Raw genomic sequence first — 23,993 nt, 5'->3', positions numbered from 1 at the left:
CAATGCAGCACCCCATCGTTTCGCGCGAGGACTGGCTTGCGGCCCGCAAGGCGCTCTTCGAGAAGGAGCGCGCCATGACCCACCAGCTCGACGCCCTGCGCGCCGAGCGCCGGCAATTGCCCTGGGTCAGGGTCGAGAAACCCTATATCTTCGATGGTCCCGACGGCGACGTCACGCTCGGCGACCTCTTCGGCGGTCGCAGCCAGCTTGCCGTCTACCACTTCATGCTGACGCCCGGCTCGGACCACATCTGCCCCGGCTGTTCCTTCACGATGGATCATGCGGATGCGGCGCGCCGGCACTTCGAACAGGCGGACCTCGCCTTCGCCGCGGTCTCGCGCGCGCCGGTCCGGCGGATCGAGGCGGTCAGGAAGCGGATGGGCTGGACTTTCCCCTGGGTCTCCTCGGACGACCGCGACTTCAACTACGATTTCGGCGTGTCGTTCAGGCCGGAGGACCGCGCCGCCGGCCGCGCGCTCTACAATTACGGCCTGACGACGATCCGCAACGCGCCGGACATGTTCGGCCTCAGCGTCTTCGCGAAGGATGAGGAGGGCGGCATCTACCACACCTACTCGACCTATCATCGCGGCACGGAACTGCTGATCGGCGCGCTCAACTGGCTCGACCTCGTCCCCAGGGGCCGCAACGAGAACGGCACGATGAGCTGGGTGAAGCTGCACGACGAATATTGAGGCAGGGGCTCACGAAAACAGGCCCCCGGCGCGGCGCGCGCGGGGGCCTGCCGGCGGGGACAGGGAGAGGGTCACGCCGCCTTGGTCTTGCGGGCGCCACGCGCCCATTCGGGGATCCAGTCGCGATGGGCGTCGAGAAGGTCGTCGACCAGCGACCAGATCTGCTCGAGGTCGAGCTCGGCGGCCGTGTGCGGGTCCATCATCGCGGCGTGATAGAGATGCTCGCGGTTCTCCGTCATCAGCGCCGCGACGGTCAGCTCCTGCACGTTGATATTGGTGCGCATCAGCGCCGTGAGCTGCGGCGGCAGGGCGCCGACATGGGTCGGCTGGATGCCGGACGCATCGACGAGGCAGGGCACCTCGGCGGCGCAATTGTCCGGCAGCGAGGTGATGCAGCCGTTGTTGCGCAGGTTGCCGTAGATGACCGATGGCTCGCCCGTCCAGACCGAGTTCATGATCGAGGAGGCGTATTCGTGGCTCGCCTTCACCTCGATCGTCTCGGCCTCGCGATAGGCCGCCGCCTGGCTCTTCCAGCGCTCGACCTGCTCGATGCAGCGCTTGGGATATTCGTCGAGCGGGATGCCGAATTTCTCGATGAGGTCGGCGCGCCCCTCCTTGATGAAATAGGGCGTGTATTCGGCGAAATGCTCCGAGCTTTCGGTGACGAAATAGCCGAGCCGCGTCAGCATCTCGTAGCGCACCTTGTTCGGGCAGCGCGGGTTCCAGTGGCTCGGCTTGGGGAAGCGGCCCTCGCGGTAGCCGGCCAGAAGATCCGGGTAGAGGTCGCGGTAGCTGCCGTCCGGCTGGCGGTGCTCGAAGGAGAGGTAGAAGGCCATGTGGTTGATGCCGGCGGCGCGGTAGCGGATCTCCTCGACGGGGATGTCGAGGTCGCGCGCCAGCTCGAAGGCGGTGCCCTGCACGGAATGGCAAAGCCCGACCTGCCGGATCGCCGGGAACTTCTCGGCGATCGCCCAGGTGTTGATCGCCATCGGGTTGACATATTGCAACAGGATCGCCTCAGGGCAGACCTCCAGCATGTCGGCGCAGATCGACCAGAGATGCGGTACGGTCCTCAGCCCCCGCATGATGCCGCCGACGCCGAGCGTGTCGGCGATGGTCTGGCGCAGGCCGTATTTCTTCGGCACCTCGAAATCCGTGACCGTGCAGGGCTCGTAGCCGCCGATCTGGAAGGCGACGACGACGAAATCCGCGCCCTCCAGCGCCTTGCGCTGGCTGGAATGGGTCTCGACCTTCGCACCGGCGCCGAGCGTGCGCGCCAGCTTGCCGGCGACGATCTCGCTTTCGGCGAGCCGTTCCGGGTTGATGTCCATCAGCGCGATCGTCGCGCCGGAGAGCGCCGGGCGCTGCAGCACGTCGCCGATGATGTTCTTCATGAAGACGGTGGAGCCGGCGCCGATGAAGGTGATCTTGGGATGTCTCATGGGATTGCCTTTGTATCCTGGGTTAGGCGGCCACATCGAAGGCGGCCCGCACGAGCCGTTCGGTGTAGGGAGTTCTGGGGCGGGTGAGCACGTCTTCGACGGGGCCTTCCTCGACGATCCGCCCGTGCTGCATGACGACGACGCGGTGGCAGAGCGCCCGCACCACCTTCAGGTCGTGCGAGATGAAGAGGTAGCTGAGGCCCCGCTCGTCCTGCAGCTTGCGCAGGAGATCGATGATCTGCGCCTGGACGGACAGGTCGAGCGCCGAGGTCGGCTCGTCGAGAAGGATGAATTCCGGCTCCAGCGCGACGGCGCGGGCAATGGCGATGCGCTGGCGCTGGCCGCCGGAGAATTCATGCGGGAAACGCGACAGGATGTCGGTCGGCAGCCCCGCGGCGGACAGCGCCTCGCGCACCCGGTCGATCCGCTCGCGGCGGGTCTCGCCGAGGCCGTTGACGACCAGCCCCTCCTCGATGATCTGCCCGACGGACATGCGCGGGTTGAGCGAGGAGAACGGGTCCTGGAAGACGATCTGCATGCGCGAGCGCAGCGGACGCATCTCTGCCCTGCTGCGGTTCTGGATCGGCTCGCCGTCGAAGCTGATCTCGCCGGCATCGGCGTCGATCAGCCGGATCAGCGCCTGGCCGAAGGTGGTCTTGCCCGAGCCGCTCTCGCCGACGAGGCCGAGTGTCTCGTGGCGGCGCAGCGAGATCGACAGGTCGTTGACGGCAAGGAGCTGGCTGTATTCCGGCTTGAAGAAGCCGCCCTTGCGCAGGGTGAAGCCGACGCGCACATCCTTGCCCGCGAGGATAACCGGGGAATCGGCCGGCAGCGGATTGGCCGCCCCGCGCGGCTCGGAGGCGAGCAGCCGGCGCGTATAGGGATGCACCGGATCGGCGAACAGCGCTTCCGTCGTGTTGTGCTCCTTCACCTCGCCCTGGCTCATCACATAGACATAGTCGGAGAACTGGCGCACGACGGTGAGGTCGTGGGTGATGAGGATCACCGCCATGCCCATTTCCTGCTGGAGCGCGCGGATGAGGTTGAGGATCTGCGCCTGCACGGTGACGTCGAGCGCGGTGGTCGGCTCGTCGGCGATCAGCACGTCCGGCTTGTTGGCGAGCGCCATGGCGATCATCACGCGCTGGCGCTGGCCGCCGGAAAGCTGGTGGGGATACTGGTTGAGCCGCGCCTCCGGATCGGGGATGCGGACATGGCGCAAGAGCTCCAGCGCCTCGGCCATCGCCGCCCTGCGGCCGATGCGCCGGTGCACGCGGATCGCCTCGACGATCTGGCTGCCGACCGTATAGACCGGGTTGAGCGAGCTCATCGGCTCCTGGAAGATCATCGAGATACGGTCGCCGCGCAGCTTGCGGCGGCGGCGCTCGGCAAAGGCGAGCACGTTCTCGCCGTCATAGTCGATGCGCGACTGCGGGCTCGTCTTCGCCCGCTTTGAGAGGAGGCCCATGATCGTGCGCGCGGTCACGGACTTGCCCGAGCCGCTCTCGCCGACGATGGCGACCGTCTCGCCGCGATAGAGCTGGAAGGAGACGTCCCGCACGGCGCGGACCGTGCCGCCCTCCACCTTGAAATCGACCGCGACGTTGCGCGCGTCGATGATCGGCCGGTCGCTGCGCCCTTCGAGGTCGCGCCGCTCTGCGGGGGCCGTGACGATGCTGTCGGTTGGCGTCATGTCCGGTCTCCTCAATAGGGATCGATGGCGTCGCGCAGCCCGTCGCCGAGCGCGTTGAAGGCGAAGACGGTGACCAGCACGAAGCCCACCGGCGCGAGCAGCCAGGGATAGGAGCCGATCACCGAGTAATTGGCCGTGTCCTGCAGCATCAGGCCCCAAGAGATCAGCGGCGGCTTGACGGCGAAGCCGAGGAACCCGAGGAAGGATTCCAGCAGCACGACGCTCGGGATCGCCAGCGTGACGGCGACGATGACATGGCTCATCACATTGGGCAGGATGTGCTGGAAGAGGATGCGCCGGTCCGTCGCGCCGATGGCCATGGCGGCGCGCACATAGTCGATGCGGGCGAGCGCCAGCGTCTTGCCGCGCACCTCGCGCGACATCTGCGCCCAGCCGAGCGCCGACATGACGATGATGACGAAGGCGAGGAAGACTTTGGTCGGCGCCGTTACCGGTATCAGCGAGGTGAGGGCCAGGTAGAGCGGCAGTTGCGGGAAGGCGAGCACCAGCTCGACGAAGCGCTGCGTCCAGGTGTCGAAGCGCCCGCCGAAATAGCCGGACATCATGCCGACCGTGGTGCCGACCACCGTCACGACGAAGACGACGATGAGCGCGATCATCAGCGAGATGCGCGAGCCGTGCAGCGCCCGCGAGAGCACGTCCCGGCCGAACTTGTCGGTGCCGAGCAGATGGACCGGCGAACCGTCGACCGCGCCGAAGAAATGGCGCTCGGCGGGAATGAGGCCGAAGAGGCGATAGGGCGCGCCCTTGACGAAGAAGCCGAGATATTGCGGGTTGTCGTAGTCCGGCCCGACGACGGGCTGGAAGGTCACGGGGTCGAGCTCCGCCGTCTCGCGCACCGGATAGGCGCGCGGCGTGAAGGCGAAATTGCCGTCCTTGTCGGTGAAGCGGATCGCCTGCGGCGGCGTGAAGGCGACGTCCGTCGCCTTGGGATCGGCGGGCGAGAGGAATTCGGCAAAGAGCACGATGATGGCGAGCAGGCAGACGAGGGCAAGCCCCAGCATGCCGGTGACGGAGCGCTTCAGCCGCCGCCAGACGAGCGCGGAATAGCTTTCGCCATGCTGGTTGCGGGCGGCCGCGGCGTCGGCCTTCGGCGCGGATCGGGTCTCGGCGGTCATGCGGGTCCTCCCGAAAGGCGCACGCGCGGATCGAGCATGGCCAGAAGCAGGTCGGCGATGATGTTGCCGACGATGAGCGTGACGGAGAGCACGAGCATGAAGGTGGCGGTGACATAGACGTCGCCGACCTGCATGGACCCGACGATGGCCGGGCCGACGGTCGGCAGCGCGAAGATGATCGCCGTCTCGATCTCGCCGGTCAGCATGTAGGGCAGCACGACGCCTTGGTACATGACGAGCGGATGCAGCGCGTTGGGCACGGCATGGCGCATGACGACCGCGCGCTCGCTGAGCCCCTTGGCCCGCGCCGTCTCGACATATTGCGCGTTCAGCGTGTCGAGCAGGTTCCCGCGCATGACGCGCATGTTGTAGGCAAGGCCCCCGAAGGTGGCGATGGCGACGACCGGCCAGACATGCTTCACGAGGTCGACGAACTTGCCCCAGGACCACGGTGCCCCGCCGTAGCGGGCGGAATGGAAGCTGTTGATCTCGCTGACGTTGAAATGGAAGACCAGCACATAGACGATGATCAGCGCCATCAGGAAGCGCGGCACCGTCATGCCGAGGAAGGAAATGCCCGACAGCAGCGTGTCGACCCAGGAATACTGCTTCGTGGCGGCGAGGATGCCGAAGAGGATGCCGATGCACGAGGCGAGGATGTGGCAGACCAGCGCAAGGGCCAGCGTGCGCGGCAGGCGCTCGCCCACCACCTCGGAAACCGGCTTGTTGTAGTAGAGGCTGTGGCCGAAATCGCCGCGGGTGACGATGCCGGTGATCCAGTTGACATATTGGACGGGCAGCGGCCGGTCGAGGCCGTGTTCCTTGCGGTAGGCCTCGGCCTGGGCGTTCGCCTCGTCGAAGGAGGCGCCGCCCTGGTTGATGAGCTGTGAGCGGATATAGTCCGCATAGTCGCCCGGCGGGGCCTGGATGATGGCGAAGGTCACCACGCTGAGCACGAAGAGCAGCGGTATGGCCGCGGCGATCCGCATCATCAGGAAGCGAAGGATGTGCATCGTCGTTTCCCTTGTTTCGCCGCCGGCCGGCCCGCGCGGGGTTCCGGCGCCGGCGGCGCGCGAGAGGGGCGCCCGGCCATGGGGCCGGCCGGGCGCGGATGGGGCTGCTTACTCGACCGGGCCGCCTTCGCCCGGCTTGCCCGGCAACTGCTCGGGATAGAGCTCGTAGTCGCCCTGCTTGTCGGCGGCGACGAAGAGCCGCTCGCGCATGATCGAATCCTCCGCCCAGTTGAACATGAAGATCGGCGTGCCCTGCGGGATGTTCGAGAAGCGCTTGTTGACGATGAGCGCGCCCGGATATTCGGTGAGCCCGATCGAATCCAGGTTGGTGGTCGCCACCTTCTGGTACTGCTTCATGAGCTCCGCCCGCTCGGCGCTGTCGTTGCTGGCGATGAACTTGTTGACGATGTCGACGAGCTCCTGCTCGAAGGGCATGAGATCGAGCGTGCCGTCCGTGCCGGCGCGGTGGTGCCAGCTCGTGCGCGGGCCCGTGGCGGCGAGCTGCGGCGTGTTCTGCACGACCGAGGTGAGGTCCTGCTCGTTGCGGCGGATCGACCAGTCGAAGCGCCCGCCATAATGCGCCGCGTCGCGCTTGGGGCCGTCCAGCGTGTTGAGCACGACCTTCAGGCCGAGCCGTTCCATCTGGCCGACGATGCCCTCGCCGAGATTGCGGTCGGTGCCGTATTCGCCGGTGATCAGCAGGACGACCTGCACGTCGCCGCCGCCGGCCGTACCGGCCGGGAAGTTCACGAAGCCGTTGCCGTCCGTGTCGGTGAGCCCGGCCTTCTCCAGGAGCGCCTTGGCCGCGTCGAGGTCGTAGGGATAGTACATGGTGGACTGGCGGTCGTAGAAGCTGGTGCCGGAGGAGAGGCCGCCCGGATAGATCGCCGTGAACGGCCCCTTGACCAGCGCCTCGCCGAGCTTCTGCCGGTCGATCGCCATGGTGACGGCCTTGCGGAAATCGAGGTTGCGGTTGAGCTCGCGCACTGCCTCGCCGCGCTCGTCCGGCTCGCCCCAGCCATTGGCCGAGAAGTTGAGATGCAGGTTGTAGCCGATGACGCGCGGGCCGAAGGCGAGGCGGGCGGGCGCGGTGTCCTGCGCGGCGCGCTTCAGCGCCTCCACGAAGTTCTCGGGCTGCTCGAGGTTGGAGATGTCGCCCGAGCCGGCGATCGCCTGCACGTCGCGGTCCGCCCAGGTGGAGAGCTTGTAATGCGCCTCGTCGAGATAGGGGAGCTGGCGGCCCTCTTCGTCGACCTTCCAGTAATAGGGATTGCGGCGCAGGACGACGATGTCGTCGGAGCGGTAGGCCACCGGCACCCAGGCGCCCATGACCGGGAAGTTCAGGTATTCCGGCGGGAAGGCGTTCTTGTACTGGTCATAGGTCGTGCCCGCATATTTCGGATGCTTGGTCTTGAGGATATGCGAGGGGCCGGGGCAGAAGGTGCCATAGGCCATGGCGAAGAGATACTGGCGCGGGAAGGCTTCCTTGAAGGTCCATTCGATCGTGTAGGGATCGAGCGCCTTCAGCGTCGTGCCCGCGCCGAAGGTCTCGGGCGTCGCGCCGTTCAGCGGCGTGACGTTCTGGTCGAGGACGTTGTCCTCCCAGTAGAACATCACGTCCTCGGCGTCGAAGGGGTCGCCGTCGGACCACCTGGCGCCCTCGATCAGCTTCATCGTCAGCTTGTGGCCGTCCTCGGACCATTCCCAGCTTTTCGCAAGGTTCGGCAGCGGCTCCATGTCCTCGGCTTCCACCTGGAAGAGCGGCGCGGTGCGCGTCAGGCACTCGAACATGCCGATGTCGATGCCGCCCCAGCCCTGCGACTGGCCGGCGCTGTAGTTCCAGCCCTCCGGCCGCCCGCCGATGACGTGGCGGATCGTGTCGCCGTAGACGCCGGTGCCGTCGGGCATGTTGCCGGTCTTGTAGACCAGCGGCTCCTTCGGAAGGCGCTCGCCCACCGGCGGCAGCTTGCCGGCCTTGACGAACTTCTCCGTCATCCAGTCCGGCTCCTGGTAGGCGGAGAGCGCCTTGTATTCCAGGATCGAGGCCCGGGGGACATAGGTGATCTTGCCCTGGGCCGGAAAGGCCGGCTGCTCCGGCACGACCTCGGGATCGGCGGCGCCCGCCGGCATGGCGAGCGCCGAGACGCCCAGCATGAGCACGGCGCTCCGCAAGGAACGGATGAATGTCATTGTCGCTGTTCTCCCTCTTGTTCCCGGCCGCCCCTCCACGGGCAGCCGGCTCCTCCTGAATTCCTGGTGCCGGCGGCTCCTCAGCCGGCCGCGCGCAGCTTCATCGCGTCGCGCTCGGCGCGCACCTCGTCGACGGAGCGGACCGCGCGGCTCGCCGCGCCCTTCCATTCGCGCGTCTTCACGGTGCTACGGGCAAGGCGCTCCTTCGCGCCGGCGACGGCATGGGCATATTGCGGCAGCCAGGCGGCCTGCGCGACCACCATCTCGTCCACCATCTGCCAGACCTCCTCCGGCGTGCAGATCGCGCCGACCAGCGGGTCGTGCAGCACGGCGAGCTTGAGCAGGTCGAGATCGCCGGAGATCGCCGCATGCACTGACATGCGCTGCACGTTGATCGAGGAGATGCAGGTCGCCGCGCAGGCCTCCGGCAGCGTGATGCCCGCCACCATGTTGATGCCGAAGCGGTCGACGAAGCCGGGCGATTCGATGATCGCGTCGGCCGGCAGGTTGGTGATGACGCCGTTGTTCTTGACGTTGAAATGCCCGCGATAGACGCGGCCCGTCTCCAGCGCCTCCAGGATGTGGCTCGCATGCTCGTTGGAGCGGCGGGCCGGGTCGATCGGCTTGCCGGCGGCCTTCAGCAGCTCGGGATAGTCGGTCTCGAACCAGTTGCGGGTCTCGGTGGAGTAGCGCAGGTACCCGCCGGTCTCGCCGTGGATCCAGTCCGACATGTCGATCCAGCGCTTCGTCTCCTCCGGCCGCTTGCGGTACCAGGGCAGGTATTCGGAAAGATGCCCGTTGCTCTCGGTGGAATAGACGCCGAAGCGCTTGAGAACGTCGATGCGCAGCTTCTCCTGCTGCGAGAAGACCGGATGGGCCTCGAAGGCGGCGACGAGCTCGTCCTTGCCGATCTTGCGGCCCTTCAGGCGCAGGTCGACGAACCATGTCTGGTGGTTGATGCCCGAGCAGATATAGTCGAGCTCGCCGTCGCCCGCGCCGAGGATTTCGGCGATCTGCTCGCCGCCGTGCTGGACGCCGTGGCACAGGCCCACCGCATCCACCTTGCCGTATTCGATGGCCGCCCAGGTGTTCATGGCCATGGGATTGGCATAGTTGAGGAATTTCGCGCCCGGCTCGGCGACCTCGCGAATGTCCTTGCAGAAGTCGAGGATGACCGGGATGTTGCGCTGGCCGTAAAGGATGCCGCCGGCGCAGATCGTATCGCCGACGCACTGGTCGACGCCGTATTTCAGCGGAATGCGGATGTCGTCGGCATAGGCTTCCAGCCCTCCGACGCGCACGCAGCTGATGATGTAGCGCGCGCCCTCCAGCGCCTGGCGGCGGTCCGTCGTGGCGGTGATGCGCGTCGGCAGGCCGTTCGCCTCGACGATCCTTTCCAGGATCGTGCGGATCATCGTCAGGTTATGCTCGCTGAGGTCGGTGAGGGCGACCTCGATATCGGCGAATTCCGGCACGGACAGGATGTCCGTGAAGAGCTTCTTGGTGAAGCCGACGCTGCCCGCGCCGATGATGGCGATCTTGAACCTGCTCATGCTGTCCTCGTCAGAATGGTCTGCAATGGGTAAAATCGAGCGACTTCGCCGTTTATCCTTGGAACAGGCCGGTTGTGCGGCCGTTCGCGAATTCCCCTTGAAATCACGAAAAACTTCCTCTCAACTCGACATTATGCGGATCGCCGGATCAGATCATAGAGAGGGATTGTGCTTTCATGGGTAATTCTGTGCTGCAAAACCTGATTGCCGGCGGGCCGGTGATGAAGACGGTGTCGCTGCCGCGCGGCCGCCACCGTCTGCATACGATGCCGACCAGCACGGGCTACGAGGTGCGCAACGACACGAGCTACGACTGGGACGGCCGCAAGCGCGGCCAGACGCCGTTCACCGTCGTCCAGCACACGCTGAGCGGCGCGGGGAACCTGCGCTACGAGAACCGGACCTACCGCGTGCGCCCCGACGACACGCTGCTGCTGCTGGTCCCCCACAACCATCGCTACTGGCTGGAGGAGGGCGACCACTGGGAGTTCTTCTGGATCTCGATGAACGGCGAGGAGGCCCTGCGCATCCATCGTGCCATCCTGTCGATGACGGGGCCCGTCCTCAAGCTCCAGCCGGAGACGGTGGAGCATCTGGCCGATTGCAGCCTGCGTCTCGTGTCCGGCGGCGGCGAGACGCCGGGCCAGGCCTCGGCCATCGCCTACGAGGCGGCGATGGCGCTCTATGACGACGTCTTCGGCTCGCATCCGACGGTGGGCGAGGAATATCGCGCCATGCAGCAGGTCATCAGCCATATCGACGCCAATCTCGACAAGCCGCTGCCGGTGGAGGAGCTGGCGCGCGTTTCCGGCCTCAGCCGCTCGCATTTCTCCCGCGTCTTCGCGGCGCACGAGGGCATGCCGCCGGCCGAATTCGTGCTGCACAAGCGGCTGCAGCGCGCCACCAAGCTGCTCGCAAGGACCGCCAACCTTTCCGTCAAGGAGGTCTCCAGCATGGCCGGCTTCGAGGACCCCAACTATTTCGCCAAGGTCTTCCGCCGTCATTTCGGCGCGAGCCCGACGGAATTCCGCACCACCGGCATGTACGCAAGCCCGCCGCCCGGCGACCGGCCGTGAACCCTCTCCCGGCCGGCGCCGGGAGGCGGCGTTTTTACTGTTGTAAAAATGAAAATACATCTGTATCAATTTCCACGCGGGCTTTGGGTTTTGGGAGCGAGCCCACGCAAAGCCCTCGTTCCATCACTCAGGCGGGAGGGATTTTCGCCTGCTCCAAGGGAGGTCATCATGAAGAAACTCGTCACGTTGCTGGCATGCGCCGCCGCGTTCGCGCTGCCGGTCGTCGCCTCGGCTGAGGATGCCGCCGGCACCACCAAGAAGGACAGCTACCGCTTCGTCGTCGTGCCGAAGGTCGTCCATCCCTGGTTCGACAAGGTAAACGACGGCGCGCAGGCCGCCGCCGCCGCGATCAAGGCGCAGACCGGCTCCAGCGTCGAGGTCATCTATTCGGCGCCGCAGTCCGCCGACGTCGTCCAGCAGAACCAGATCATCGACAGCGCGCTGGCGACCCAGCCGGACGGCCTGGCGCTCGACCTGCTCGATCCTTCGGGCAACCGCGCCTCGCTCGAGGAAGCGCAGAACCAGAAGATCCCGCTGGTGATCTTCGATTCCGTGCCGCCGGAAGGCATGGCGATCCCCTATATCGGCTCGGACTTCTGCGAGCAGGCCAAGATCGCGGCCCGCCGCCTCGTCGAGGTTCTCGGCGGCGAGGGCGAGGTCGCCATCATGCAGGGCGTTCCGACCGCGCCGAACCATTCGATCCGCGCCGAGTGCCACCGCCAGGTCTTCGCCGAGCATCCGGGCATCAAGGTCGTCGCCGAAGGCATCGACAATGACAGCATCGAGACGGCGCAGCAGCAGGCGGCCGCCATCATGCAGGCGAACCCCAACCTCAAGGGCTGGGTCGCGTCCGACGCCGCCGGCCCGATCGGCATCGGCCAGGCCATCGTCGAAGCCGGCAAGCAGGGCAAGGTCACGCTCGTCGGTCTCGACAACCTCCCGGAAATGCTCGACATGATCCGCGAGGGCGTCGCCGACAGCTCCTCGGCCTCGCAGCCGGAGCTTCAGGGCTACTGGTCGGTCATGCTGCTGTGGGCGCAGGCGACGGGCGCCAAGGTGCCGGGCTACCTCGACACCGGCAACGCCTTCCTCACCAAGGAAAACGTGGGCGGCTGATCCGGCGCGACCGGATTGCCGTAAGGCGCGGGGATCTTTCCCGCGCCTCTTCATCTCATCGTGACGCGAGGTGCCCCATGGCCTATCTCGAAACCCACGGCCTTGGCCGGGACTTTCCCGGCGTGACCGCTCTCGACAAGGTCGACCTGTCGATCGAACTCGGCCGCACGCATATTCTCGCCGGCGAGAACGGTGCCGGCAAATCCACCCTCGTCAAGATCCTCACCGGCACCGACCGGGCTTCGCGCGGCAAGGTGCTGATCGACGGCCGCGACCCGGCGGAGGACCCGGGCCTCTACAAGAACGTCGCCTATGTCCCGCAGGAGCTCAACCTCTTCCCGCAGATGAGCGTCGCCGAGAACCTCTTCATGCCGTTCAGCCGAACGGGGCATGGCGGCCTCCTCGTCGATCGCGGCGCCCTCGTCGAGGAGGCGCGGACCTATCTCGAGCGCTTCGGCATCGAGGCCGATCCGCGCGAGCTGGTTGCCAATATCTCGGTTTCCGACCAGCAATTGCTCCAGATCGCCCGCGCCTGCACCAATGCCAGCATGAAGGTCCTCATCCTCGACGAGCCGACGTCGTCGCTGACGCGCGTCGAGGTGGACCGCGTCTTCAAGGTCATCCGCGGCCTTCTCGACCGCGACCACGCCATCGTCTTCATCAGCCACAAGATGGACGAGGTCTTCGCCATCGGCGATGACTACACGGTGCTGCGCAACGGCGAGAAGGTCGAGAGCGGCCGGATCGCGGATATCACCGAGGCCGACCTGATCCGCGCCATGTCCGGCCGCGATGTCGCCTTCGAAGAGCATTTCCGCCCGAAAGGCCCCGTCACCGACACCATCATGGAGGTGCGCGGCCTTTCCGGCCCCCGCTTCCAGGATGTCGGCTTCGAGCTGCGCCGCGGCGAGATCCTCGGCTTCGCCGGCCTCGTCGGCGCCGGCCGTTCGGAGGTCATGCAGACGATCTTCGGCTTCCTGAAGGCCAAGGCCGGCACGGTTAAGGTCGATGGCAAGCCGTGGACGCTCAACGACACCGCCGCCTCGGTCGACGGCGGCATGCTGTACCTTTCCGAGGAGCGCAAGCACCACGGCATCTTCCCGCTCCTGTCGCTGCGCGAGAATATCGGCATCTCCATCCTCTCGTTGACGAAAGGGGCCTTCGGCATCAGCAGCGGGCGCGAGCGCGAGGCGGTGCAGAAGATCATCGACGACTACGGCATCCGCACCTCGGGCATGGGCAAGCGCATCTCGCAGCTTTCCGGCGGCAACCAGCAGAAGGCCATCATCGGCCGGGCGATGGCGACGCGACCGCGCGTGCTGATCTTCGACGAGCCCACCAAGGGCATCGACATCCGCACCAAGACCGAGATCTACCGGATCATGAAGGGCCTTGCCGAGGAAGGCGTCGGCGTCATCCTCGTCTCCTCGGAGCTCGACGAACTGAAGAAATGCGCGAGCCGCATCGTCACGATGCACCACGGCCGCATCACCGGCGCGTTCGATACCGCCGAAACCAGCAATGAAACACTCGTAGGCGCCATCTTCGGCACGGAGGCGAAAGCCGATGCAAAGTAAATCCCTCGCGCTCCTGACGCGCAGCCCCCTTGCCGGCGTTTTCGTCGCGCTCGCCGTCATCTTCGTGCTGTCGGCGCTGATCTCCCCCTATTTCCTCACGCCCTACAACCTCTCGGTCATCGCGCGCGGGCTTGCCTTCGTCGGCCTCATCACCATCGCGCAGTCCATGCTGATGGTGCTCGGCGAGCTCGACCTCTCGCTCGGCGTCATCGGGGGCCTGTGCGGCGTCATCTCCGGCATCCTGATGGTCCGGCTCGGCCTGGAGCCCTATTCGGCCATGCTGCTCGCCATCCTGCTCGGCGCCGGCCTCGGCCTCCTCAACGGCCTGCTGGTGACGGTGCTCAGGCTCCATTCGCTGGTGCTGACCATCGGCACGGCCGGCATCTTCGGCGGCGCCAACCTCGTGCTGACGCGCGGCGTCGCCATCACCGGCATCCCGCGCGAGGTGCAGTATCTCGGCCGTGGCGATGTCCTCGGCATGCCGGTGCCCTTCGTCATCATGCTGGTCGCGCTCGCCGTCGCCACCTTCGTCATGCTGAAGACGCCCTTCGGCCGCTACATGTACGCCATCGGCAACAACCAGGCCGGCGCCCGCATGCTGGGCATCAAGGTCGACAAGATCCGCCTTCTCGTCTTCGTCGCCGCCGGCGCCATCGCTGCGCTCGCGGGCGTCCTGATGGTCGCCCGCCTCGGCACTGCCCAGCCGTCGATCGGCGAGACCTGGGTGCTGGCGCCCATCGCCGCCTCGGTCATCGGCGGCGTCGCCACGACGGGCGGCATGGGCAGCCCCATCGGCGCGATCTTCGGTGCCGGCATCATCGCCATCATCGAGAACATCATCGTGCTCTTCGGCGTCTCGCCCTACTGGCAGGGCATCGTCTCGGGCGCCATCGTCGTGCTCGCCATCTCCTTCGACGCCGTATCCCGCCGTTATCTGCGCCGCGACGCCTGACGGCCGGCCGCATCGATCTGACGAAAGACAAGAGAATGAACCAGGAAGTCAAAACCAAGAAGCTGATCAACGCGCCGGAGAACATCATCTCGGAGATGATCGAGGGCATGGTGGGCGCCCATCCCGACATGCTGCGCGTGGAAGGGGAGACGGGGCGGGCGGTCGTCGCCGTGGACGGCCCGCGCGACGGCAAGGTCGGCATCGTCGTCGGCGGCGGCTCGGGCCACGAGCCGGCCTTTGCCGGCTATGTGGGGCGCGGCCTTGCCGATGCGGCGGCCGTCGGCAACGTCTTCGCCTCGCCCTCGCCGGCGCATATCGCCGAGGCGGCCCGCGCCGCCGATGGTGGCGTCGGCGTGCTGATGCTCTACGGCAACTATACCGGCGACGTGCTGAACTTCACCATGGCGGCCGAGGAGCTGGAGCAGGCGGGCATTGCCGTGCGCCACGTCGCCGTCGCCGATGATGTCGCCTCCGCGCCCATCGAGCGCAAGTCCGAGCGCCGCGGCATTGCCGGCGACTTCTTCGTCTTCAAGGTCGCGGGCGCTGCCGCCGATCTCGGCGAGCCGCTTGCGCGGGTCGAGGCGCTTGCCCTTGCCGCGAACGAGGCGACCCGCTCCATAGGCGTCGCGCTCAGCCCCTGCTCGCTGCCGCAGACCGGCAAGCCGAACTTCACCATCGGCGACGAGGACATGGAAATCGGTATGGGCCTGCACGGCGAGCCCGGCATTCGCCGCCAGAAGCTCGCCCCCGCCGACGCAGTGACCGACGAACTGATGGACGCCGTGCTCGGCGAGCTCGACCTCAAGGCGGGCTCCCGCGTCGCCGTCCTCGTCAACGGCCTCGGCGCCACCTCGCAGATCGAGCTCTACGTCATCTTCCGCCGCGTCAAACAGCGGCTGGATGCGCTCGGCATCGATATCCACGCCTCCTGGGTCGGCGAATATGCGACCTCGCTTGAAATGGCCGGCGCATCGGTGACGCTGATGAAGCTCGACGACACGCTGCAGGCCCTGCTGGACCACCCCTGCCGCACGCCGGCCCTCGTCGTCGGCGCCTTCGAGAAGAGCGACGTTTCCGCCCGCAGCCGCAAGGCCGTCAAGGCCGCCGAAAGCACGGCGGCCGCGCCGGAAAAGCCGCGCGAGCTCCTCACCGAGGGCGACGTGACGCCGGCGATCTTCAGGGCGATGATGCACGCGGTCGGCGAAGAGATCATCGCGGAGAAGAACTGGCTTTCCGAACTCGACGGCGTGATCGGCGACGGCGACCACGGCGTGACGATGGAAATCGGCTGGAAGGCCGTCCAGCACGCGCTGGAGGACACGCAGGAGGATGAGACGATCGAGGGGATCTGCAAGCGCATGGCGAAGGCGTTCCTCGATGCCGTCGGCGCCTCCTCGGGCCCGCTCTATGCCACGGCGTTCCTGCGCGCCGGCACGGCCGTCAGCCACAGGCTCAACCTCGACGGCGCCGGCATGGCCGAATGGCTGGGCGCCGCCTGCCAGGGCATCCGCGACCGCGGCCGGGCCGAGCCGGGCGACAAGACGATGATCGACGCCTGGGTGCCGGCGGTCGAAGCGGCGCAGGAGAGCGCCAAGGGCGGCGGCTCGGCCATCGACGTGCTGCTTGCCGCCCGCGACGGCGGCGAGGCGGGCATGAAGGCGACGGCGGCGCTGGAATCGCGCCGTGGCCGCTCGGCCAAGCTCGGCGCGCGCTCCGTCGGCCATATCGATCCCGGCGCGGCCTCGACCTATGTCACGCTGCGCGCGATGGCTGCCGCCTTGCGGAAGGCGCTTGCCTGACCGGCCTCAGCGCGGGCCCTGCAAAAGGGCCCGCGCCACGCCTTCATTGGTGACCAGCCGGTTGACATAGCCGGCGCGCAGGATCGCCCGGATGATCGGGATCTTGCGGATGCCGCCGGAGACGAGCACCGAAATCGGCTTGAGCTTCAGCTTGTCCGGCGGCAGCGCGATGATCGAATCGTTGAGGAAATGGTCGATCGTCTGGCCGCGCGCGTCGAGGAACCACCCCATGAACTCGCCGACCGCGCCGCGCTTCAGCACCGTGTCGAGATTGTCCTTCACCACGCGGATCTGCGTCAGCGACGTCTCCTGCGCGAGCGCCCCGCAGGAGACGATGCCGATATCGGCGATCTCCGTGCGCGCCAGCACGTCCGTCAGCTCGTCGTTGAGGAGCAGCGCGTTGCGGCTTTCCGGATTGGCGCAGTAGATCGGCGCCGTCAGGTAGTGACATTCCACGCCGAGCGCCCGGGCGAAGGCCGTGGCGACCTCGAACGTGTTGGTGGCCGAGCCGCTGGTGACGCCGCCGGTGAGGCCAACCACCCAGCTTTGCGAGCGCGGCCGCGCCCGCAGGCTGCGCACGGCAAAGCTCAGGGTACGGCCCGAGCCGATCCCCACCCCCATGTCGCGCCCCTCGATCAGGTCGCTGGCAAGCGACCCTGCCGCCTCGCCGATCACGCGCTTCTGCTCGATATAGTCGTCGAGATCCGGCACCACCACGGCGTCGACCAGCCCGTAGCGGGCGGAGACCTTCTCGGCGAGCTCGATGCAGTCGGTGAGCGGCAGGCTGACCTTGACCTGCACGCTGCCGGAATCGCGCACCTGGCCGATGATCTTGTTGACCTTCAGCCGGGTGATGTTCATGCGCTGGGCGATTTCCTGCTGGGTCTGCCCGCCGATGAAATAGAGCCACGCGACGCGCGCGCGCTCCAGCTCCTCATCGAAATGTCCCCATTCTTCGCTCATGCAACATGTTCTCCCGGCGTGCGCGTCCTCGATACGTCAATTCGCCTGTCGGGAGCAACTGCTGCCGTCCGCCGCCGTTCAGTATCCGGCGAGCAGCTCGATCCTGGAGCCGTCGACGAAGCGTTCGAGCCGGAATTCGCGCGGGTCCACGACCGGATTGCGGCCCAGCACGAGATCGGCCATCAGCCGGCCCGCGCCGGGGCCGATGCCGAAGCCGTGGCCGGAAAAGCCGGTCGCGATGAAGAAGCCGGGGATTTTCGCCACGCCCGAAATCACCGGGATGGCATCCGGCGTGGCGTCGATATAGCCGGCCCAGCGCTGCGCCACCTTTGCCGAGGCCAGCGCCGGGAAGGCCTTCTGCGCCGAGGCCATGGCCATGTCGGCCAGCTTGCGGCTCGGCTTGGGATCGAGCACGCGGCAATATTCGAACGGGCTCGGCTCGTCGAGGCTCCAGCGGCGCGGCATGCGCGCCTCGTCGAGGAAGCGCCAGCCGGCGCGCAGCATCAGCGCGCGCCACTCGGCCTTCAGCGCCGGCACGAAATCGAGCGCATAGCGGAAGGAGGCCGGCACGATGTCGACGACGTTGCCGATGCCCGAGGCGATGGTGTAGCCGCCGTCCTGCCGCTTGCGGATGGCGAAATCGCCCGCCCACATCGCCTGGCCGGGGCCGCCGTCATGCGGTTCGGTGCGAAGGACCGAGTTCTTCACCTTCAGTTGCGGCAGGTGGATGCCGGCATCGAGGCTGCGGGTGAACATTTCCGACCACGCCCCGCCCGCCAGCACCGCCGCGCGGCAGCGGATCGTGCCGCGCTCGGTCACGACCGCCGAGATCGCCCCGCCGGAGGTCTCGATCCCGCGCACGGCGCATTCCGTCAGGATATGCGCGCCGCATTCGCGGGCGCGCTCGGCAATGGCGGGTGCCGCCTTCTGCGGCTCGGCCCGTCCGTCGTCGGCGCAGTAGAGCGCGGCGGGCGGGCGAAGGCGCGATTGCGGGAACATGGCCGAGAATTCCGCGCCCGAGAGCATCCGGCAATCGACGCCGAGCCCGTCGAGATGCTTCAGCCAGGTCTCGTAGCCGGCGCCTTCCCGCTCGTCTTCCGCGTTGAAGAGGATGCCGGCCTGCGTGAAGCCGGTGTCGCGCCCGGTCCGCGCGTTCAGCCCGCGCCAGATGCGCTGGGCTTCCAGCACCAGCGGGATTTCCCGCGGGTCGCGCTTGGCGACCCGCACCCAGCCCCAGTTGCGGCTGGACTGCTCGTGGCCGATGCCGCCCTTCTCGCAGAGTGCGATACGCTGGCCGGCCTCGGCCAGCTCCAGCGCCGTCGAGACGCCGATGATGCCGCCGCCGATGACGACGACATCGACCTCCGCCGGCAGCTCGGCATCGCCATGGACGGGTACGACAAAGGGACCGGGCATCGGAAACGTTCCTCGATTGGGTTCATGGCGGACATCCGCCGCGCTGGAGGCAGGCCGGGCGGCTTACCCGCCGGTGCCTTCCTCGATCCTCGGGAGAAACCATGCGAGCAGCCCCGCCAGCGGCAGGAAGGAGCAGAGATGGTAGACCGTCTCCACGCCGTAGCTGTCGGCAAGGATGCCGAGAAGGGCGGCGGCGATGCCGCCGAGGCCGAAGTTGAGGCCGTAGAACAGCCCGCCGATCAGGCCGATGCGGTTCGGCAGAAGCTCGATGGCATAGATCAGGATCGAGGCGAAGGCGCTTGCCATGATCAGGTTGATCATGACCGTCAACACGCCGGTCCAGAAGAGATCGGCATAGGGCAGGATCAGCGTCAGGGGAAGCGGGCCGAGAACCGAGATCCAGATGATCCGGTAGCGGCCGATCCGGTCGCCGACGATGCCGCCGATCAGCGCGCCCGCCGCCGAGGCCAGGAGGAAGATGAACAGCATCATCTGCGCCGAGGGAATGGAGAGGCCGAACTTCTCCATGAGATAGAAGGTGTAGAACGAGCGGAAGCTCTCGCCATAGGCATTCTTGGTGAACATCAGCAGCGTCAGCACCACCAGCCCCGCGCCGATCGTCGCGGGGGCATGACGCACGGTGCCGGTCGCGGTCTTGGCCTTGGCCCGCATTGCCGAGAATTCGGCGCTGATCTGGCGCTGCTTGCTGCCGATCCAGACGAGGAGCCCCATCGCCATCAGCGCCAGCACGGCGAACCAGGCAAGGCTCGGCTGGCCCCAGGGAACGATGATCAGCGCGGCGAAGACCGGTCCGAGCGCGCCGCCGGCCTGCCCGCCGACCTGGAAGAGCCCCTGCGCCAGCCCCTGCCGCCCGCCGGCGGCATAGCGCGCCATGCGCGTCGCCTCGGGGTGGAAGATCGACGAGCCGATGCCGATCAGGGCCACCGAGACGAGGATCACCGCATAGCTGTGGGCGAAGGCGAGGCTGACCAGTCCCGACAGCGTGAACATCATGCCGACGACCGGGGAATAGGGCGCGGGATGCTTGTCCGTCACCATGCCGATGGCCGGCTGCAGCAGCGACCCAGCGATCTGGAAGGTCATGGTGATCATGCCGATCTGCACGAAGTCGAGCGCATAGGCATCCTTCAGGATCGGATAGGCCGCCGGGATCAGCGATTGCATCAGGTCGTTGAGAAGATGGCTGAAACCCAGGACGACGAGGACCGCAAGATAGGTCTTCGGCTGCGTGGTGGTGCGGATGGCGACTGTCATATCGGGTTCCATGAGCAGCCGGATGCGGCGATGGGTCTGCGGCTGCAGCCACATCCCCGCATGGCCGTTCTCGAATGAGAGCATTTCCGGCAAGAGCGCGAAGCGGTTTGCGTTCGAAAATGCGGAGAAGCAAAGAGCTGGAGCGTTTTCGCGATTCGGGGAAAAGCGGAAATGCTCCAGGTCTTCTCAGAGCGTGCTGACGTTCTCGGCCTTGGACTTTCCGGTCTTGCGGTCCTGGCCGATGTCATAGCTGACCTTCGTGCCTTCCTGCAGAAGCCCGCCCGGCTGCACGGCCGATACGTGGACGAACACGTCCGGCCCGCCATTGTCTGGAACGATGAAGCCGAAGCCCTTGTCCTGGTTGAAAAACTTAACAGTTCCGGTTGCCATGATATCCTCGTGTGCGAAAAGCCGTCTTTCGGCCGCCGGAGCTTATGCATCGACGCTGCGTGCGGCAACAGCTTATTCGCGCCATATCGGCGGCAATAAGGGTCAGGCGTCGGTTTCCAGCTCTTCCGTGAGGCGCGCGAGCATCGCGTCGCAACGTTCGAGCTGCCCGGCCGCGATAAATTCGTCCGGCTTGTGGCCCTGCTCCATCGAGCCGGGGCCGCAGATCGCCGTGGAGAGGCCGAGCGTCTGGTCGAAGAGGCCGCCCTCGGTGCCGAACGCCACCTTCAGCGTGGTCTCGTCGCCGAGCAGGCGGGCGAGGAGGCGGGCGGCGGGCGCGTCGGGCCGGGTCGCAAGGCCCGGATAGCCGGAAACCTCCTCGATCTCGATGCAGGCCATGGGGAAGCGGCCGCGATAGGGCGCCGCGATGGCCTTCGCATCGGCGGCGATGCCGGCGAGGATGTCGGCGGGATCGTCCCCGGCGATGTTACGGATCTCGAAATCGATCTCGCAGCGGCCCGGCACGATGTTGAGCGCGGTGCCGCCGCGCATCATGCCGGCATGGATGGTGGAATAGGGGATGTCGTAGTCGGCATCGCGCGCGCCGTGCGCCGCCAGCGCCTCCTGCCGCGCCTCAAGGGCCTGGATGAAGGCCGCGCCGAGATGGAGGGCGTTGAGGGCCTTCGGGGCGAGGGCGGAATGGCCCTCCTGGCCGTGGCAGCAGGCCCGCAGCGCCCGCTTGCCCTTGTGGCCGGTGGCGATGCGCATCTCCGTCGGCTCGCCGACGATGCACAGCGCCGGCCGCTCCGTCCGCGCCGCCAGCGGCTCGATCATGCCGCGCACGCCGATGCAACCGATCTCCTCGTCATAGGAAAGGGCAAGATGCAGGGGCCGCTTCAGCGGCCGGGCGGCGGCGAGCAGCGCCGCGCGCAGGCTCGCCGCGACGAAGCCCTTCATGTCCGCCGTGCCGCGCCCGTAGAAACGGCCGCCGCGCTCGGTGAGCGTGAAGGGATCGCTGCTCCAGGCCTGCCCCTCGACCGGCACGACATCCGTATGGCCCGACAGGACCACGCCGCCGGCCCCTTCCGGCCCGATGGTCGCGAAGAGATTGGCGCGGCTGCCGTCCGGGTGGGAAAATCGCTCGATGCGCGCGCCGGCAGGGCGCAGCAGACTTTCCACATAGCCGAGCAACGCGAGGTTGGACGTGCGCGAGACGGTGGGCTCGGCGATGAGGCGGGCGAGGATTTCGGGCGTGGAGGGGATCATGGGGGTGCGGTCGTTTGGTTCGGGGGACGTTGGTGCTTCGGGCGTATTGGAGGGTATCACCTTTGCCTTGGGATGGCGCTTGCCCCTCATCCGGCCTGCCGGCCACCTTCTCCTTGGCTGCGGGGAGAAGGGGATATGCCGGACCGGTTTCCCCAACCAATAACCGTGCGTGTGACACGTCCCCTCTCCCCGCTTGCGGGGAGAGGGCTAGGGTGAGGGGCAGCCCCGGGCGCGGCGCAGATTAAATCACCCCTCACAAATCCCCCGGCACGCCATAGCTCGGCGCACCGGACGGATCGAGCGCGCGGGTGACATAGGCATCCATCTCGCCGCGCCAGCGCTCCCAGAGCGCGGCGCATTCCTCGATCGGATCGCCCTCGGTCCAGTCGACGCGCAGATCCGCGACGTTCCAGGAGACCTTGTCGACCATGACGAGGCCCATGGAATGGACCGGCCCTTCCTCGCCGCCCGCCGCGAGCGCCGCGCGCATGGCGGCGATCAGCCGGTCGCCGAGATGCCTGCCGGCGGCAGCCTCGAAAGCCTCGACCATCTTCTGCGGGATTGCGGTGCCGGTCAGCATGTTGCCGGCGGCGACGACATTCTGGCCGCATGCCGTCGCATGGGTGCCGAGGGTCTTCGCGCCGGAATAGGCGGCGGTGCGGCCTTCGGCATCGACGAGGGCGAGCTGGCGGTATTCGATATGCGGGGCTTCAGTGACGAGCCGTTCCAGCGCCGCTTCCGCCGAAAGCCCGCCCGCCATCAGGTCCAGTCCCTTCGGGCCGAGGCGCGGGTCGGTGACGTTCTGCGTTGAGACCGCGCCGATACCGGCGCGCGCATGGGCGCAGCGCGCCGCCACGCTCGGCGAGGAGGAGGAGACGGCGACGCCGAACATGCCGGTATCGGGGCAGCGGGCGGAGACGGAAAAGGTCATGCCGGCCTCCTTCAGGCTTCGTCGGGAATGACGGCGGTCGCCTCGATCTCGACCAGCCATTCCGGCCGGGCGAGCGCCGAGACGACGAGGCCGGTGGAGACCGGGAAGACGCCCTGGAGATACTTGCCCATCTCGGTATAGACGGCCTCGCGGTAGCGGATGTCTATGAGGTAGACGACGACGCGGCAGATATGGCTGAGGTCGGAGCCGGCCTCCTCCAGCAGCATCTTGATGTTCTCCATCGCCTTGCGGGCCTGTGCGCCGGCATCGCCGACATGCAGGCTCTCGCGCGTGTCGAGGTCCTGCGCGATCTGCCCGCGCACGAACACCGTCGTCCCGCGCGCCACCACGGCCTGGCAGAGATCGTTGTTCAGCTTTTGCTCGGGATAGGTCTCCTTCGTGTTGAAGGGGCGGATGCGGGTGTGCACGGGCATGTCTGTCTCCTTGGGGCGATGGGAAAGCGCCGCGGTTTCCCGCGGCGCGAAGGCGGAACTACTGGAGGAGCTGCGTCCAGACGCGGGTCACCAGATCCTGCGCGGCGGCCGAGCAGGTGCGCGAGAAGGTGATCGGCACGTCCGGATAGAGCTCCGGCGCCGTCTCCTTCGTGTTGACGACCTTGTCCTGGATGACCTTCATCGGTGAGGAATGGGAGTAGAAGTTCATCTGCTCCGTGGCGTTCTCCGCCGTCGACATGAACTCGATGAACTTCACCGCATTGTCGCGGTTCGGCGCATCCTTCGGGATGACATAGCTGTCCATCCAGCCGACGAGGCCTTCCTTGGTCATGGCGAGCTTGACCGGCGAGCCGGTCTTGCGGGCGCGCAGCGAATCGCCGTCCCACCAGAAATGCGCCGAGACCTCGCCGGAGGCGAGGCGGCTTGCGATATTGTCGGAGGAATAGACCGCGACAGACGGCTTCTGCGCCATCAGGAGGTCCAGCACCTTCTTCATCTCCGCCTGGTCCTCCGAGCAGAAGGGCACGCCGAGATAGAGCTGGGCCGCGCCGATCACCTCGTCGGGATAGGAGAGGAGGGCGATCTTGCCCTTGAGCTCGCCTTCCGGCTCGAAGAAATACTTGAAGCTGTCGGTCGGGCCCTTGTACTGGTCGGTGTTCACCACGAAGCCGGCGGTGCCGTAGGCGAGGGGGATGGAATACTCCTGCTTCTCGTCCCACCACTGGTTGCGCCACTTCTCCTCGATGTTCTCGTAGGCCTTCAGCGTGTTGGCCGCGAAATTCTCGATGAGGCCCTGGTCGATCATCACGCGCAGGAAGTGCTGCGACGGGGTGGCGATGTCGTAGCCGGAGGAGCCGGCCTGAAGCTTGGTCAGCAGGTCCTCGTTGGAGGTGAAGCTGTCGACATTCACCTTGACGTCGTTCTCCTTGGAGAACCTGTCGATGAGGTCCGGCGAGATGGATTCCGCCCAGGCATAGATGTTCAGCTCGCCGGCGGCATGCGCGCTGGTGGCGAGGCAGAGGGCAAGGGCGGTGGCTGCAAGGTATTTCTTCATG

General features: G+C 66.9%; 20 protein-coding genes. 6 read left to right on the top strand and 14 right to left on the bottom strand.

The annotated features are described in order from the left end of the window. The first annotated feature begins 2 nt into the window (after positions 1–2). Positions 3–695 (top strand): DUF899 domain-containing protein, encoded by a 693-nt coding sequence (locus ACZ1A1_RS17000; RefSeq protein ID WP_463620810.1) that lies wholly within the window; start codon positions 3–5, stop codon positions 693–695. Positions 696–766: 71 nt separating this feature from the next. Here the strand turns inward: ACZ1A1_RS17000 and melA (ACZ1A1_RS16995) are convergent, their stop codons facing one another. The 6 genes from melA (ACZ1A1_RS16995) to melA (ACZ1A1_RS16970) form a co-directional block, all read right to left on the bottom strand. Beyond that, entirely contained in the window at positions 767–2,137 is a 1,371-nt protein-coding gene (melA, locus tag ACZ1A1_RS16995) for an alpha-galactosidase (RefSeq protein WP_463620809.1), read from the bottom strand. A 22-nt stretch (positions 2,138–2,159) separates the two neighbouring features. Continuing rightward, the gene (locus ACZ1A1_RS16990) at positions 2,160–3,830 is read right to left on the bottom strand and encodes an ABC transporter ATP-binding protein (RefSeq protein WP_313193993.1); all 1,671 of its coding nucleotides are present in this window, start codon (positions 3,828–3,830) and stop codon (positions 2,160–2,162) included. 11 nt (positions 3,831–3,841) lie between these two features. Then, positions 3,842–4,969: an ABC transporter permease gene (locus tag ACZ1A1_RS16985; RefSeq protein WP_415212683.1), complete on the bottom strand. Its 1,128-nt coding sequence runs from the start codon at positions 4,967–4,969 to the stop codon at positions 3,842–3,844. After that, positions 4,966–5,976 carry an ABC transporter permease gene (locus ACZ1A1_RS16980; protein ID WP_313194126.1) on the bottom strand — a complete coding sequence of 337 codons (1,011 nt, stop codon included), beginning with the start codon at positions 5,974–5,976 and terminating at the stop codon, positions 4,966–4,968. The genes ACZ1A1_RS16985 and ACZ1A1_RS16980 overlap by 4 nt, the downstream gene beginning before the upstream one ends. A 114-nt stretch (positions 5,977–6,090) precedes the next feature. Continuing rightward, the gene (locus ACZ1A1_RS16975) at positions 6,091–8,172 is read right to left on the bottom strand and encodes an ABC transporter substrate-binding protein (RefSeq protein ID WP_463620808.1); all 2,082 of its coding nucleotides are present in this window, start codon (positions 8,170–8,172) and stop codon (positions 6,091–6,093) included. Positions 8,173–8,252: 80 nt separating this feature from the next. Next, entirely contained in the window at positions 8,253–9,725 is a 1,473-nt protein-coding gene (gene melA / locus ACZ1A1_RS16970) for an alpha-glucosidase/alpha-galactosidase (protein ID WP_313193996.1), read from the bottom strand. A 176-nt stretch (positions 9,726–9,901) separates the two neighbouring features. Here melA (ACZ1A1_RS16970) and ACZ1A1_RS16965 point away from each other — a divergent pair, with 176 nt between their 5' ends. From ACZ1A1_RS16965 to dhaL, 5 genes are all read left to right on the top strand, one after another. Next, on the top strand, positions 9,902–10,801 hold the full coding sequence (locus ACZ1A1_RS16965) for an AraC family ligand binding domain-containing protein (RefSeq protein WP_463620807.1): 900 nt from the start codon (positions 9,902–9,904) through the stop codon (positions 10,799–10,801). Between the two features lie 168 nt (positions 10,802–10,969). Continuing rightward, entirely contained in the window at positions 10,970–11,917 is a 948-nt protein-coding gene (locus ACZ1A1_RS16960) for a substrate-binding domain-containing protein (protein WP_119258099.1), read from the top strand. 77 nt (positions 11,918–11,994) lie between these two features. After that, the gene (locus tag ACZ1A1_RS16955) at positions 11,995–13,494 is read left to right on the top strand and encodes a sugar ABC transporter ATP-binding protein (RefSeq protein WP_463620806.1); all 1,500 of its coding nucleotides are present in this window, start codon (positions 11,995–11,997) and stop codon (positions 13,492–13,494) included. Beyond that, positions 13,484–14,446: an ABC transporter permease gene (locus ACZ1A1_RS16950; protein WP_463620805.1), complete on the top strand. Its 963-nt coding sequence runs from the start codon at positions 13,484–13,486 to the stop codon at positions 14,444–14,446. The genes ACZ1A1_RS16955 and ACZ1A1_RS16950 overlap by 11 nt, the downstream gene beginning before the upstream one ends. A 35-nt stretch (positions 14,447–14,481) precedes the next feature. Beyond that, on the top strand, positions 14,482–16,245 hold the full coding sequence (dhaL, locus tag ACZ1A1_RS16945; RefSeq protein WP_463620804.1) for a dihydroxyacetone kinase subunit DhaL: 1,764 nt from the start codon (positions 14,482–14,484) through the stop codon (positions 16,243–16,245). A 6-nt stretch (positions 16,246–16,251) separates the two neighbouring features. On the opposite strand, the gene ACZ1A1_RS16940 is transcribed toward dhaL, so the two are convergent. From ACZ1A1_RS16940 to ACZ1A1_RS16905, 8 genes are all read right to left on the bottom strand, one after another. After that, the gene (locus tag ACZ1A1_RS16940; RefSeq protein ID WP_119258103.1) at positions 16,252–17,208 is read right to left on the bottom strand and encodes a sugar-binding transcriptional regulator; all 957 of its coding nucleotides are present in this window, start codon (positions 17,206–17,208) and stop codon (positions 16,252–16,254) included. 78 nt (positions 17,209–17,286) lie between these two features. After that, entirely contained in the window at positions 17,287–18,624 is a 1,338-nt protein-coding gene (locus ACZ1A1_RS16935; protein WP_463620803.1) for an NAD(P)/FAD-dependent oxidoreductase, read from the bottom strand. Positions 18,625–18,687: 63 nt separating this feature from the next. Then, positions 18,688–19,899, bottom strand: a complete 1,212-nt coding sequence (locus tag ACZ1A1_RS16930) for an MFS transporter (protein WP_463620802.1) — start codon at positions 19,897–19,899, stop codon at positions 18,688–18,690. 186 nt (positions 19,900–20,085) lie between these two features. Next, a complete protein-coding gene (locus ACZ1A1_RS16925; protein WP_119258105.1) occupies positions 20,086–20,289 on the bottom strand; it encodes a cold-shock protein in 204 nt (67 codons plus the stop codon). A 102-nt stretch (positions 20,290–20,391) separates the two neighbouring features. Further along, a complete protein-coding gene (gene argE / locus ACZ1A1_RS16920; RefSeq protein ID WP_463620801.1) occupies positions 20,392–21,552 on the bottom strand; it encodes an acetylornithine deacetylase in 1,161 nt (386 codons plus the stop codon). Positions 21,553–21,805: 253 nt separating this feature from the next. Continuing rightward, positions 21,806–22,483 (bottom strand): DUF1028 domain-containing protein, encoded by a 678-nt coding sequence (locus ACZ1A1_RS16915; RefSeq protein ID WP_463620800.1) that lies wholly within the window; start codon positions 22,481–22,483, stop codon positions 21,806–21,808. 11 nt (positions 22,484–22,494) lie between these two features. After that, a complete protein-coding gene (locus ACZ1A1_RS16910) occupies positions 22,495–22,917 on the bottom strand; it encodes a RidA family protein (protein WP_313194008.1) in 423 nt (140 codons plus the stop codon). Positions 22,918–22,975: 58 nt separating this feature from the next. Next, entirely contained in the window at positions 22,976–23,992 is a 1,017-nt protein-coding gene (locus ACZ1A1_RS16905) for an extracellular solute-binding protein (protein ID WP_415214197.1), read from the bottom strand. Position 23,993 lies beyond the last annotated feature (1 nt).

The sequence above is a fragment of the Shinella sp. R2-11 genome, from assembly GCF_055330205.1.
The sequence above is the reverse complement of the archived record's forward strand: the minus strand, read 5'-3'. Positions and strand labels throughout refer to the sequence as shown.